Genomic DNA, 12,766 nt, shown 5'->3' on the forward strand with positions numbered 1-12,766 from the left:
ACCCGAGCGGCTCAAGCGACCGCAATCGCGGCGATCCCGGCCAGCACCACCAGCGATCCGGCCAGCCTGCGGACGGCGTTGCGTTCGCGGAGCACGAGCCAGGCAGCGACGCCGCCGAAGACGATCGACAACTCGCGCGCCGGAGCCACCAGGCTGACCGGCGCGATCCGCAGGGCGTACAGGACCAGCAGGTATCCGGCGGGCGAGGCCAGCCCGACGATCAGCACCTCGCGCCGGTGGTCCCGCCACAGCTGCTTGATCTCGGACCGGCCGCGGGCAGCGGTCGGCGCCAGCAGGATGCTCTGTCCAATCGCACCACCGCCGAAGTACACGAGCGGAGGCACGCCGAGCGACGTGACCGAGTGCGCGTCCCACAGCGTGTACGCCGCGATGACCGTTCCAGTGGCGACGCCGTAGAACACCCCGGCGCGACGGGCCTTCGCGTCGCCGGTGCTGCCGCCGAGACTGATCACCAGGACGCCCGAGACGACGAGGAAGGCCCCGACCAGCCCGAGCACGCCGGGCCGCTCCCCCAGGACGAGGACGGCCACGAGCACCGACACCAGCGGTCCGGTGCCGCGGGCCAGCGGGTAGACGATCGACAGGTCGCCGACCTCGTAGCCGCGCTGCAGCACGATCCCGTAGACCACGTGCAGCACCGCGGTGCCCAGCGCGGCGAACAGCCAAGTCCACTGTGGACGTTCCGGTTCGACGGCCAGCGCGACCGCGATCGCCGGGAGCATCGCCGCCGCCGAAACCGTGTAGTACAGCCAGACGAAGCGCGGACCGCCGCCGGAAACCCGTTTGGCGGCGAGGTTCCACGCGGCGTGCACGACCGCGGCGACGAGGACCATGGCGAGGGCGGTGGTGTTCATCTGCGACCCTTTCAGGTTTTCGGCGCACGCCGAAGACCGGGTCCTCCAGGCTTTTGTCCCGTCAGATGAACGGCGGGGCTCGGTGTCCCGCCGAAGGTGCCGCTCGGACCAGGCCCGCCCGCCCTCGTTGTCTTCGCGGTCTTCGCGCCCCGCCTCGGGGGCCACGGGCAGGCGACGGAACCCTAGGCACTACCGAAGCCCACCGTAACCGAGCCGGCGCCGGGATGCCGGGCGGTCGCGCGCTGCGGGGCCCTCGCCAGCGCCGCGAGCAGGGCTGTTAAGATTTTCGACTGTTGCCGTGCGGCATTCCGTCAGGGAGGAAACCCGGCAGTCCCTCGGGGCTGGTCCGGAGCCACACGAACGCGGCAGCGACCTTCACCGAGTGAAAGAGGAACGCCTCCATGGCCAACATCAAGTCGCAGGTCAAGCGCATCACGACGAACGAGAAGGCGCGGCAGCGCAACCTGGCGATCCGGTCCTCGGTGAAGACCGCGATCCGCAAGTTCCGCGAGGCCGCCGAAGCCGGTGACAAGGACAAGGCCCTCGAACTGCAGCGCGACGCCGCTCGCAAGCTCGACAAGGCCGTCACCAAGGGCGTCATCCACGCCAACCAGGCCGCGAACAAGAAGTCGGCTCTCGCGAAGCGCGCGAACCAGCTCTGAGCGCAGTCTTTCCGGAAGGCCCGGCGGCTTCGGCTGCCGGGCCTTTTCCGTGTCCCGGGGGGCGCGGCCGCCGCGGATCCGGCGGTTCACCGGCTTGCCGACGGGTCCCGCCGAGGCGCTCCCGGCAGCTGAGGGACATCGGCACCCTCGGCCGAGAGGCAGAGTCGCGGCGGCATTCGTGGTCTTCCCGACGACTCCCACCAGGTGATCCGTCAGCCGAGGGATAGCGATGCCCTCGGCCGCAAACACAGAATCCCAGCGGCATTCACGGGCTTCCCGACGACTCCCGCGAGGTGCTGCCGTCACCCGAGAAGCAGCGGTGCCCCTCGGCCGCAACCGCCGAGCGCCGACAGCGTTCACCGGCTCCCCCGCTGCGACTCCCGCCAAGTGATCCCGTCACCCGAGAAGCAGCGGCATCCCTCGGCCGCAACCGCAAAGCCCCGACAGCGTCACCACGACAACTCCGCCAAGGCGGTCCCGCCTGGAGTTCAGCGGTCTCCCTTGGCCGCGACCACGTCGAGGACCGCGCGCTGCAGGGCGTAGTTCGCGTCGGCCGCCGCGCCCTTGACCTCGGCGTTCAGCCGCGCCACGACGCGCATCGCGGTGGCCAGGCCGTCCTGGCCCCAGCCGCGGGACTGGCCTTGCGCCTTGCGGATCTTCCAGGGCGGCATGCCCAGCTCGCCCGCCATCTGGTTCGGGTTGCCGCGCCCGGCTGCGGACACACGAGCGATCGTGCGGACCGCGTCGGCGAGGGCGTCGGCCACCAGGACGTGCGGGACGCCCAGCTGCATCGCCCACTGCAGCGACTCCATCGCAGCGGCCCGGTCGCCCGCGACGGCCTTCTCCGCGACCGCGAAGCCGGTCACGTCGGCGCGTCCGGTGTGGTAGCGGCGGACCGCCTGCTCGTCGACGACTCCCCCGGTGTCGGCGACCAGCTGGGTCGCCGCCGAGGACAGTTCGCGCAGGTCCGAGCCGACCGAGTCGAGCAGCGCCATCAGGCCCGCGCCGTCGATCTTGCCGCCCGCGCGGCGCACCTCGTTGCGGACGAACGCCTCGCGCTCGGCGGGCTTGGTCAGCTTCGGGCATTCGGTGATCTCCGCGCCCGCTTTTTTCAACGCGCCCGGCAGCGCCTTGGCGGCCTTGCTCCGCCCGCCGCCGCTGTGCACGACCACGAGGACGATGCCGTCGGCCGGCGCCTTCACGTACGCGAGGACCGCGTCGGACAGCTCCTGCGAGATGTCCTGGGCCGACTCCAGCACGATCACGCGCCCCTCGGCGAACAGCGACGGGCTCACCAGCTCGGCCAGCGCCGGCGGTGTGAGATCGGACACCCGCGTCCGCGTGAGGTCCGCCGTCGGGTCCGCGGCCCTGGCCGCGTCGAGGGACGCTCGCACAGCCCGTTCGATGAGCAGTTCTTCCTCGCCCGTGACGAGGTGCAGCGGCGCGGGTGCGGTGGTCACCCGGCCATCTTCTCACCCGGCCGCCGGGCCGTCCGCTCCGGTGATGTGGCCCGCCTCCGTGGCACGAGCTGATCGGGATGTCGTACGGTGTAGCCGAGGACGCGCCCTGCGGCGCTCCGACAACCGAATACCGCTCATCCAGAGGGGCAGAGGGAACGGCCCGACGAAGCCCCGGCAACCGGCGTGCAGCCTGTCATCCCGCGATCGCGGGGTAGCTGACGACCACGGTGCCAATTCCGGCCCGCTTCGGCGGGGCAGATGAGGAAAGGAACCTCGCGATGACTGCAGCCCTCAGCGCCACCTCCGCCAACAAGACGATCGACCTCGGTCCGGCCGTCGAACTGGTGTCGAAGGAAGAAGGGCACCGGCAGCCGCTCGCTCCGGAATTCGTCTCCGTCGAAGACTTCTCGCCGCTCGAGGTCGCCTACGACTTCGGCCGCGTCCGCCGCGAGGACATCGAGGCGGGCCCGCGCAACATCTGGCGTTACAAGAAACTCCTCCCTGTCCCCTCGACCGTCGAGGAGACTCCGAACACCGAACCCGGCTGTACCCGGCTCGTGCGCGCCGACCGGCTCGCGAAGGAGCTCGGCCTCAAGAGCCTGTGGGTCAAGGACGACACCGGCAACCCGACGCACTCGTTCAAGGACCGCGTGGTCGCCGTCGCGCTCGCGGCCGCCCGCGAGTTCGGCTTCGAGGTCCTCGCGTGTCCCTCGACCGGCAACCTGGCCAACGCGACCGCCGCCGCCGCGGCGCGCGCCGGCTGGCGGTCGGTCGTGCTGATCCCGAAGAACCTCGAGCGCGCGAAGATCCTCACCACCGCCGTCTACGACGGCGACCTGATCGCGGTCGACGGCAACTACGACGACGTGAACCGGCTCGCCACCGAGCTGGCCGCCGAGCACCCGAAGTGGGCGTTCGTGAACGTCAACGTCCGCCCGTACTACTCCGAGGGCTCGAAAACGCTCGCCTACGAGGTCGCCGAGCAGCTCGGCTGGCGCATCCCCGAGCAGATCGTCGTCCCGATCGCCTCCGGTTCCCAGCTCACCAAGGTGGACAAGGGTTTCCGCGAACTCGGCCAGCTCGGCCTCGTGGACGCCAGCCCGTACAAGGTGTTCGGCGCGCAGGCCACCGGCTGCTCGCCGGTCTCCACCGCGTACCGCAACGGCCACGACGTGGTCCAGCCGGTCAAGCCGGACACCATCGCCCGCTCGCTCGCGATCGGCAACCCGGCCGACGGCCCGTACGTGCTCGACGTGGTCAACCGCACCGGCGGCGCGATCGAGGACGTCACCGACGAAGAGGTCGTCGAAGGCATCCGGCTGCTCGCGCGCACCGAAGGCATCTTCACCGAGACGGCCGGCGGCGTCACCGTGGCGACCGCGAAGAAGCTCGTCGAAACCGGCAAGCTCGACCCGGACGCCGAAACCGTCCTCCTCATCACCGGCGACGGCCTCAAGACCCTCGACGCGGTCGAGAACCACCTCGGCCCGAAGGCCACCGTGCCGCCGTCCGCCGAAGCCGTCGCCAAGGCGCTCGGCTACTGACGCACCGGCCCGGGGTCCGTCGCGCTACCGCGGCGGACCCCGCGGCTCGCCCCGGCGCGCGACCGCCGGCCCGCTTCCCTCGGGCACAACGGCGGTGTCGCCGTCGACGTCGGTCCGGGTGACCAGCACTCCCATCGTCCCGAGAACGTCCACTGTGGACTTGCTCGGATGCCCGTATCCGTTGCCCGCGCCGACACTGATCAGCGCCGTGCGCGGCCGCACCGCCGCGAGGAACTGCGGCAGCGAATACCTCGAACCGTGGTGCGGCACCTTCAACACGTCAGCCCGCAGGTCGACGCCCTCGGCGAGCAGATCCGCCTGTGCGGCAAGTTCGACGTCTCCGGTCAGCAGGACCCGGCCGGCGCCGGTGTCCGCGCGCAGGACGACCGAACTGTTGTTGATCATCGTGCCGTCCTGCAACGCTGGTGACCGCGTGGTGGCGTAGCGCGGACCTAGTACGTCCAGCGACAGCCCCGGCCATTCCAGCCGCTGCCCTTCGCTCAACTGCACCAGCGGCACACCCCGACGCCGCGCCTCGCCGGAGACCGACTGCCACGCCCACGCGGGCGCGCGCCCTGGTCCGACCGCGATCGCGCCGACGGCTCGCCCGTCGAATACCGAGGCGAGACCGCCGATGTGATCCGCGTGCAGGTGGCTCAGCACGAGCAACGGCACCCGTTCGACGCCCAGCCTCCGCAGGCATTCGTCGACCGGCCCCGGCTCCGGCCCGGTGTCGACGACCACGGCGCGACCGGGCTCGGCGGTGGCCAGGACGACCGCATCTCCTTGCCCGACATCGCATTCCACCATCGCCCAGCCGTCCGGCGGCCAGCCAGGTGCCAGGACTTTGGCCGGCACGACCGTCAGCAGCACGAGGACCAGCCCGATCGCCACCAGCAGCCGGAGCCGCCGAAACCGCGCCGCCACCACGACTACGACCAGCAAGGCAGCCGCGCACAATCCGCCCCACCAACCGCCGGGCCAGGACAGCGCCGCGCCCGGCGCCCTTGCTCCGTGCCGCGCGACGGTGATCAGCCATTGGGCTTCCGGCTCTGCGGCATGAATCAGCAGGTGACCCGCACCCGGCCACCACGGTCCGACGACGGTTGCCAGCACTCCCAGCACCGTGACCGGCGCGACGACCGGTGCCGCAAGGACATTGGTGACCACCGAGACGAGGCTGACCGTGCCCGCCATCCCGGCGATGACTGGCGCGGTGACCACGAACGCGGCCAGCGGCACCGCGAGGCCTTCGGCGTAACCAGGTGGGACTCCCTTTCGTACCAACGAATCTGCCCAGCGCGGCGCGAGTAGCACGAGTCCTGCCGTCGCGAGAACCGAGAGCGCGAAACCGAAATTCCCCGCCATCGTCGGATCCCATGCCACCAGGACACACACCGCGAAGGCCAATGCGGGCAATGCTGAACCACGCCGTCCGAGGGCCAGCGCGAGCAACCCGATGCCGCCCATGACGCCTGCTCGCACCACACTCGGTTCGGGGCCCACCAGGACGAGGAATCCCATCAGACAGGCTCCGGCCGCCGTCGCGGAAAACCTCGGGCCCGCTCGGACCAATCGGCACAGCAGCAGAACAGCTCCGCCGATGATGACGAGGTTCCCACCGCTCACCGCCATCAGATGGGTGAGTCCGGAGGCCTTGAATTCCGCTTCGACCCGTTGGGGCAACGCAGTCGTGTCGCCCAGCACCAGTCCGGGCAGGAGTCCCGCTGGTTCCTCCGGGAGGATCGCGCAGAGCGAGTGCAGGCTGTTCCGCAGTGCCGAGGCGGCGCGCTGCCACCATGGCGCTGGCCCGATATCGACTGGCGCGGCACGGACGGAGAGGACTGCGGCGGTCAGTTCGCCGCCGCGGGCGGGCATGAGGCGACCGGACGTCGTTACTTCCTGGCCGGGCAGCAGGCCGCTCCATCCGGTGACTGGGGCCAGCAACAGGACCCGGCCGGTCGATGCGACCGGCTGACCGTCCACTGTGGCCCTGGTGACCTGTGCCGGAATCGCCACTGAGCGAGTGCCTGCCTGCTGATCGGCGTAGCCAGCTTGGTGAATCGGGCGTGGACGTTCGCTGATCTCGACTCGCAGCGTCGCTGTTACGGCATGCGTGGCTGCGGCTGCCAACGGGTCGGCTGCTGCGTCGTGGATGCGCAAAGCGGTGGGCACTGCGGCAACGAGCCCTACGAGTAGGAGGGCTCCCCCGGCACCGAGGTATCTGGCGCGGCCGCGCGCTAGCAGGACCACGGCACCGATCGCTGCTACTGCTCCGATCGCGGTCGCGACCCACCAGCCGAGTTGCAGTCCGGCGAGCGTGGCCGCCCATCCGGCGACGGCAGCGGGGACGAGACGGAAATCGTGGTCCCGCCGCGACTTTTCTTCGGTTTCCAGCTTCATCTGACGGTCACCTGCTCGCGCAGCTTTTCGAATTTGCTCTCACCGATGCCGTCGACGTCGCGGAGTTGTTCGACGCTCGAAAATCCGCCGTGTTGGGTGCGCCAGTCGGTGATGCGCCGGGCGGTGACCTCGCCGACGCCCGGGAGGCTGTCGAGTTGTTCGGCGGTCGCGGAGTTCAGGTCGATCTTGCTGGCCGCCGCGCTTGAGCCGACCGGTGCCGCTTGGGCGGCTGGGACACCGACTGCCAGTTGCTCGCCGTCGGTGAGTTTGCGGGCGAGGTTGAGTGTCGTCAGGTCGACGCCTGGGTTGGCGCCACCGGCTGCGCGCAGGGCGTCGGCGACGCGCGAACCTGACGGCACCGTGACGAGGCCGGGCGAACGCACGTGGCCGACCACGCTGATTACCAGGTTCTCGTTGGCTTTCGACGCGTGCGGCACTTGCGCGCGAGCGGTCGGGAGGGGCGGGGCGATCTCAGCCGCGGGTGAGCGGCCGAAGATTGCCAGCCCTCCGGCGATGACGGCGGCAGTTGCCAGCAAAGCGAGGGCGAAGATCATTCCTCTCCGGCCCAGGAAGCCGGGCAGGCCGGTTGAGCCGGGGAGCCAGCGACGGGTCAGGCGGTGTTCGGTGTGTTCGGGCAGCCAGCTGCGGACCAGTTTTCCGGCGGTCAGCTGATTTTCCGGTGGGGCTGGGTTGTCGGCGAGTGCGGACAATCGGGCGGTGCGGTCTGGTGGCCGCAACAACGGCGTACCAGCCGCGTCGGGCACCGATGGGCCCTCCGGGACCGGCGAACTGTTGGCAGGTGCAGACAATCGAGCTGTGCGGCCCCGCGTCCGCAGCACCGGCGCACGAGCGGCGTCGAGCCCCGATCGGCTGTCCGGGAGCGGCGAGCTGTCGGCAACTGCAGACAGCCCAGCGTGCGTGCCGCCTACGTCTGCCAGCAGGCGACTGTCGGCGACCGTGGGCAGCGAATCCTCCGCACTCGGCCGCCGGTCGCGCACCGCCCGGCCGAGGGGCGGCCAGCGGCGTGCCGACCGGCCGCCGGGGCCGGCGGCATGCGGGATCGCGGCCAGCTGGTCGGCCAGCCAGGTGAGCCTGACGTTGACGGGAGTGCCCTGATCTCGGGCGGACTGCTCGAACACACGATCGACGCTAGGCGTCGGCCGGCCCGGCGGCGAGAGGGTTCCGCGCGATCTGTGGACAACCCGCCCCTTGGGGACAACTCGGCCGTCATCGCCGGTGACGCGCCCGAATCAGTCGGGATACGCGGTCATACTGGCGGGTTTGGCCTGCGGTACCGGTCATCGAAAAGCGTTCGCGCCCGCCGCCGGGCATCCGCTAGACCTGGTAGCCAGCCGTCGAACGAGAGCATGTCGCCGTGGACCACAGCGATCTGACCTTGCGCCCGATCTCCGGGGCGGACGAACTCGATCTCTTTTGCCAACTCGAGCACGAACTCGCCGACGATCTCGCGGCTCGGCGGCGGAGGCTGGAATGGATGTGGATCGCGCTCCGAGGCGACGAACTCGCCAAGGGCACTCGAATCCTTGCCGCACAAGAGGTTTCTCGCATCCGGGCGGCAACAGACCTCGCCAATGCCCCGATGGCGAACGCGTTCCGGCGCGCCGGATACGTCAACTTTGAACGCACAATCACCATGGCCGGGCAGTGATCCGAATGGAACCTTGGGAGCGCGCAGTCGCCCACATCGCCGCATTGGCGACCGGCAACCGGGCCGATCCGTCGTGGCGGGTCACGCCGCATTTCCACCCGGACCGGCTGGTCGGCGGGGTGCCGATCCTGGAACGGATGGCCCGGGACGGCCGGTACCGCTCGCAGTTCGAGACCGGCGTGAGCAACGGTGGGCTGACCGCGCATCCGGGCGGAGAACGCTGGCGCTGGGAAAGCCGGTTGTTCGGCGGTGCCTACGACGAGGCCGCACCGGCGCATCGGCCGAAATACGGGTCGCTGAATTTCCGCGGCCGGAAGGCGGGCGGGTCGCCGAGGTTCGGTTCGGCGCATCTGCGACTCGCCCGGCACACTATGTCGCGAACGACTTTCAGTTATCCCGACAGTGTTTTCGAGCCGACGTCCTTCGGCGTCGAGGAGCACCTGTCCGAACTGGTCGCGATCGCGGAAGCGGACGGCAAAGATCTTCTGGAGGACTACATCGAGGCGCAGGTGCACGGCGAGGTGGACTTGGCGCGGGACGTCGAAGCGTTGGTTCTCGATCCGTCCTATCGAGGGACGGAAATCGAGACAGCGGCGCGAAAATTGGGCCCGGTCGAATGGCACGACGGGTTCCGGATCACCGCTGAAGAACTGCTTCGACAACCCGATTACCGCGGGCCGGCATTCACCGCGCTCGGTGCCGAACTCGCCGAGGACGGACGGCTCGACCCGCGCATCCTGGGGAAAGCCGCTGGTCACGACGAGCAAGATCGCAAGCGCGTCTGGCACCTGCTCGCCCGGTTCGGCAACCAGGAACTCAGCTAGCTCGCTGTACGACCACGCCGAGCACGCCAGGCCCGGTGTGCGCGCCGATGACCGCGCCGATCTCCGAGACCACGCATCCCCCGGCGCAGCCCGGAATCACTTCCTCCAGCCGGTTCGCCAATTCGACGGCCCGCTCCGGCGAGGCGAGATGATGCACCGCCAGCTCGACCGGTCCGGTGCCCGCCGCCTGCACCGACAACTCGACCAACCGCCCGATCGCGCGGTTCATCGTGCGCACCTTCTCCAGCGGCAGGATCCGCCCGTCGGACATGTGCAGCACCGGTTTCACCGCCAGCGCGGTGCCGAGCAACGCCGCGGCCGAGCCGATGCGGCCGCCGCGGCGCAGGTGTTCCAACGTCTCGACCACGAACAACGTCGACGACCGTTCGGCCGCTTTCGTCGCGACCTCTTCGACTTCCGCCGGGCTGGCTCCGGCAGCGGCAGCGTCGGCGGCGTGGAGGGCGGCGAAGCCCAAACCCATCGCTGTGGTGCGGGAATCGACGACGCGGACCCGGTCCGAACCGACTTCTTCCGCGGCCAGAACGGCGGCTTCCCAGGTGCCGGACAACTCGCGCGACAGGTGCACGGACACGACCGCGTCCGCGCCGGCGTCGAGTGCGGCGCGGAATTCGGTGACGAACTCAGCCGGAGTGGGCCGGGAAGTCGTGACGATCTTGCGCTCCCCCAGCGCTTCCGCGAGCGCGGCGGGACCCATTTCGACGCCGTCGAGCGAGCACACGCCTTCCACGAGGACATGCAGGGGCACCACCCGCACCGAGTGCCGCTCGGCGAAGCCTTCGGGCAGGTGCGCGGTGGAGTCCGTGACCACGGCGACCGACACGTCGTCAGCCTACGTCGCCAGAGCCGAGGTGCGGGGCAACGAGTTTCGCCATCGCGGTGCCGACGGCTTCGTGCCCGGCCCATCCCCAGTGCATGCCGTCGGGATTTCCCGCGCCGCTCAAGACATGTTCGCCAACTACGCCGGGCGTGTCGAGCAACGGCACTTCGCGTCGCGCGGCCCACGAGGCGAGTGCAGCGGCTGCTTCGGCGCGTCCTGTGTGTACGCGCCCGTACGCATCAGCGCGGTGTACCGAAGGAAGCATTCCGAACACAGGCAACTCAGGTCGCAACGCGCGCAACGCTTCGACGGACTGGTCCAGGTAGCTCACACTCAGCCGCGCCGGAAGCACACGGGGACGTCCTCGCATGAGGACAGACAACCGAGGCTGCGCAGCGAGATAGGCACCGCGTACAACGCGACGCACGCCGTCGGGGCGAAGGTAGCGAAGTCCCTGACGCAGATAGGTCGGCAACGGCGACGGCAGTGTGTCCATGTGGCCGACCGCGAGCACTACAGCGTCAACGCGACGCAGGTCCGCCCACACGCGTGGGTCGCCGGTGAGCGACCACCACAGATCGCGCGCGGTCCAGCCGATGCCCGCGACGAGGTCGGCTCGGCCGGACAATGCGTTCGCGGCGACGTTGGGCCACAGGCGCGGATCGTCGGCCGCGCAAGGGCCCTCGGGGCCGTGGAAACAGAGTGAATCGCCGAAGACGAGCAGCTGCGGGCTCATCGGGTCAGCCGGTGATGCCCGCGTTGTACGCGTGCAACCGCCACTTCCCCTCGCGGTGGCCGAGATCGACCCAGTGGCAGTTCATGATCCCGCCGAGCGACGGCCAGACCTCGACCGGAAGGCCGAGCAGCTTCGCCGTCAGCGCGAGGATCAGGCCGCCGTGCGAGGCGAGCAGGACCGATTCCCCTGCGTCGGAGTTCGGCTGCATCAGGTCGTCGACCACCTCGGCGGCACGTTCGGCCACCTCGACCCGGGACTCGCCGCCGGGCGGGGCCCACGCGGCGTTGGCGCGCCACAGCTCGCGGTCGCCGGGATAACCCTCGTCGACCTCGGCTCCGGTGAGGCCCTGCCATTCGCCGAGGTGCGTCTCGCGCAGCCGCTTGTCGATCTGCAGCGGAACGCCGATCGCGTCGGTGAGCACCGTCGCGGTGTCGGTGGCGCGGCGCAGGTCGGAGGCGATCACCAGGTCCGGCGCGAACCGCGCGAGCGCGGGCACGGCGAAGCGCGCCTGGTTCCAGCCGACCGGGGTCAGCGCCGAATCGAGGTGTCCCTGCATGCGGCCGGCGGCGTTGTAGTCCGTCTCGCCGTGCCGCCAGAGCAGCAGCCGCCGCGGGCTCACGCCTCCGGACCGTCCGCGTCGCCGGCGTCGCTGGCGGGGACCGTCGCCAGTCCTTCGACCTCGATCCGCGGGCAGTCCTTCCACAGCCGTTCGAGGCCGTAGAACGAGCGCTCGTCGGCGTGCTGGACGTGCACGACGACGTCGACGTAGTCGAGCAGCACCCAGCGGCCCTCGCGCGCGCCTTCGCGCCGCACCGGCTTGTGCCCTTCCAGGCGGAGCTTCTCCTCCACGTTGTCGACGATCGCGCCGACCTGCCGCTCGTTCGCCGCGGACGCGATCACGAACGCGTCGGTGATCACGAGCTGCTCGGACACGTCCAGGACGACCACGTCGCTGGCCAGCTTGTCCGCCGCCGCGTGCGCGGCCGCCACCGCCAGGTCCCGTGCCTCGGACGTCGCTGCCACAGTGCTCCTTCAGATTTCGGGTACGCCCGGACGAGGGTACCCGGTCAGGCCTCGGCGTCCTTGCGGTAGAGGTCCTTCTTGGCGATGTAGCGCACAACGCCGTCGGGCACGAGGTACCAGACGGGCTCGCCGCGCTCGACGCGTTCGCGGCATCCGGTGGACGAAATGGCCATGGCAGTGACCTCGACCAGGCTCACCTTGCCGCTCGGCAGATGGTGCGAGTTGAGCCGGTAGCCGGGGCGGGTGACGCCGATGAAATGCGCGAAGTCGAACAGCTCGTCGGCCTTGTGCCAGGTGAGAATCTGTTCGAGGGCGTCGGCCCCGGTGATGAAGAACAGCTCGTCGTCGGGGTATTCCTCGTGCAGGTCCCGCAGCGTGTCGACGGTGTAGGTCTGCCCGCCGCGGTCGATGTCGACCCGGCTCACCGAGAAGACCGGGTTGGACGCGGTGGCGATGACCGTCATCAGGTACCGGTCCTCGGCGCGGGTGACGCGACGGCCGGACTTCTGCCACGGCTGCCCGGTCGGCACGAAGATGACCTCGTCGAGCGCGAAGCGCGACTGCACCTCGCTGGCCGCGACGAGGTGGCCGTGGTGCACGGGGTCGAAGGTGCCGCCCATGACCCCGATCCGGCGTGGTGACATAGCCGGTGAGCCTATACGCGCGGGCACGCGAGGGCTTCCCGTCCCGGCTGCGACCTAGGTTACTGTTGTGACATGAGTCACATAACTC

The 12,766-nt window shown here is 70.1% G+C and carries 12 protein-coding genes, 1 pseudogene and 1 riboswitch; of the genes and pseudogenes, 4 read left to right on the plus strand and 9 right to left on the minus strand.

The window, feature by feature from the left end:
• Window positions 1-11: 11 nt before the first annotated feature.
• Window positions 12-875, minus strand: coding sequence for a DMT family transporter (locus SSMG_RS26405; protein ID WP_009081035.1), 864 nt, complete (start codon window positions 873-875; stop codon window positions 12-14).
• Between the two features lie 401 nt (window positions 876-1,276).
• Between SSMG_RS26405 and rpsT the strand changes: the two genes are divergently transcribed.
• A complete protein-coding gene (gene rpsT, locus SSMG_RS26410) occupies window positions 1,277-1,537 on the plus strand; it encodes a 30S ribosomal protein S20 (RefSeq protein ID WP_009081037.1) in 261 nt (86 codons plus the stop codon).
• Window positions 1,538-2,025: 488 nt separating this feature from the next.
• On the opposite strand, the gene holA is transcribed toward rpsT, so the two are convergent.
• Window positions 2,026-2,997 (minus strand): DNA polymerase III subunit delta, encoded by a 972-nt coding sequence (holA, locus tag SSMG_RS26415; RefSeq protein ID WP_009081039.1) that lies wholly within the window; start codon window positions 2,995-2,997, stop codon window positions 2,026-2,028.
• 131 nt (window positions 2,998-3,128) lie between these two features.
• Window positions 3,129-3,262: riboswitch (SAM riboswitch) on the plus strand.
• Window positions 3,263-3,275: 13 nt separating this feature from the next.
• Here holA and thrC point away from each other — a divergent pair.
• A complete protein-coding gene (gene thrC, locus SSMG_RS26420) occupies window positions 3,276-4,541 on the plus strand; it encodes a threonine synthase (protein ID WP_009081041.1) in 1,266 nt (421 codons plus the stop codon).
• Window positions 4,542-4,565: 24 nt separating this feature from the next.
• Here the strand turns inward: thrC and SSMG_RS26425 are convergent, their stop codons facing one another.
• Window positions 4,566-6,944, minus strand: coding sequence for a ComEC/Rec2 family competence protein (locus SSMG_RS26425; RefSeq protein WP_009081043.1), 2,379 nt, complete (start codon window positions 6,942-6,944; stop codon window positions 4,566-4,568).
• A complete protein-coding gene (locus SSMG_RS26430) occupies window positions 6,941-7,708 on the minus strand; it encodes a ComEA family DNA-binding protein (protein WP_234392751.1) in 768 nt (255 codons plus the stop codon). The genes SSMG_RS26425 and SSMG_RS26430 overlap by 4 nt, the downstream gene beginning before the upstream one ends.
• A gap of 752 nt (window positions 7,709-8,460) precedes the next feature.
• On the opposite strand from SSMG_RS26430, the pseudogene SSMG_RS46395 reads away from it, so the two are divergent.
• Together SSMG_RS46395 and SSMG_RS26440 are read left to right on the plus strand one after the other, a co-directional pair.
• Window positions 8,461-8,613, plus strand: a pseudogene (locus SSMG_RS46395) (GNAT family N-acetyltransferase); the annotation flags it as partial.
• Between the two features lie 5 nt (window positions 8,614-8,618).
• Window positions 8,619-9,437: a DUF3626 domain-containing protein gene (locus tag SSMG_RS26440; RefSeq protein WP_078560896.1), complete on the plus strand. Its 819-nt coding sequence runs from the start codon at window positions 8,619-8,621 to the stop codon at window positions 9,435-9,437.
• Here the strand turns inward: SSMG_RS26440 and SSMG_RS26445 are convergent.
• From SSMG_RS26445 to nadD, 5 genes are read right to left on the minus strand one after another with little or no spacing between them, the layout of a single operon-like run.
• A complete protein-coding gene (locus tag SSMG_RS26445; RefSeq protein ID WP_009081050.1) occupies window positions 9,430-10,278 on the minus strand; it encodes a DegV family protein in 849 nt (282 codons plus the stop codon). The genes SSMG_RS26440 and SSMG_RS26445 overlap by 8 nt on opposite strands.
• A gap of 4 nt (window positions 10,279-10,282) precedes the next feature.
• The gene (gene octT / locus SSMG_RS26450; RefSeq protein WP_009081052.1) at window positions 10,283-11,011 is read right to left on the minus strand and encodes a diglucosylglycerate octanoyltransferase; all 729 of its coding nucleotides are present in this window, start codon (window positions 11,009-11,011) and stop codon (window positions 10,283-10,285) included.
• Window positions 11,012-11,015: 4 nt separating this feature from the next.
• The gene (locus SSMG_RS26455) at window positions 11,016-11,630 is read right to left on the minus strand and encodes a histidine phosphatase family protein (RefSeq protein WP_009081054.1); all 615 of its coding nucleotides are present in this window, start codon (window positions 11,628-11,630) and stop codon (window positions 11,016-11,018) included.
• Window positions 11,627-12,034: a ribosome silencing factor gene (rsfS, locus tag SSMG_RS26460; protein WP_009081056.1), complete on the minus strand. Its 408-nt coding sequence runs from the start codon at window positions 12,032-12,034 to the stop codon at window positions 11,627-11,629. Before rsfS ends, SSMG_RS26455 begins: the two co-directional genes overlap by 4 nt.
• 44 nt (window positions 12,035-12,078) lie before the next feature.
• The gene (gene nadD / locus SSMG_RS26465; protein WP_078560899.1) at window positions 12,079-12,678 is read right to left on the minus strand and encodes a nicotinate-nucleotide adenylyltransferase; all 600 of its coding nucleotides are present in this window, start codon (window positions 12,676-12,678) and stop codon (window positions 12,079-12,081) included.
• Window positions 12,679-12,766: the final 88 nt, after the last annotated feature.

Source organism: Streptomyces sp. AA4 (assembly GCF_000158875.1).
Classification (GTDB): domain Bacteria; phylum Actinomycetota; class Actinomycetes; order Mycobacteriales; family Pseudonocardiaceae; genus Amycolatopsis.

Excerpts from the sequence above, each read along its gene's own strand:
- rpsT (WP_009081037.1), top strand. The coding sequence starts at position 1,277 with ATGGCCAACATCAAGTCGCAGGTCAAGCGCATCACGACGAACGAGAAG.
- SSMG_RS26425 (WP_009081043.1), bottom strand. The coding sequence starts at position 6,944 with ATGAAGCTGGAAACCGAAGAAAAGTCGCGGCGGGACCACGATTTCCGT.
- nadD (WP_078560899.1), bottom strand. The coding sequence starts at position 12,678 with ATGTCACCACGCCGGATCGGGGTCATGGGCGGCACCTTCGACCCCGTG.
- thrC (WP_009081041.1), top strand. The coding sequence starts at position 3,276 with ATGACTGCAGCCCTCAGCGCCACCTCCGCCAACAAGACGATCGACCTC.
- octT (WP_009081052.1), bottom strand. The coding sequence starts at position 11,011 with ATGAGCCCGCAGCTGCTCGTCTTCGGCGATTCACTCTGTTTCCACGGC.
- SSMG_RS26405 (WP_009081035.1), bottom strand. The coding sequence starts at position 875 with ATGAACACCACCGCCCTCGCCATGGTCCTCGTCGCCGCGGTCGTGCAC.
- SSMG_RS26440 (WP_078560896.1), top strand. The coding sequence starts at position 8,619 with ATGGAACCTTGGGAGCGCGCAGTCGCCCACATCGCCGCATTGGCGACC.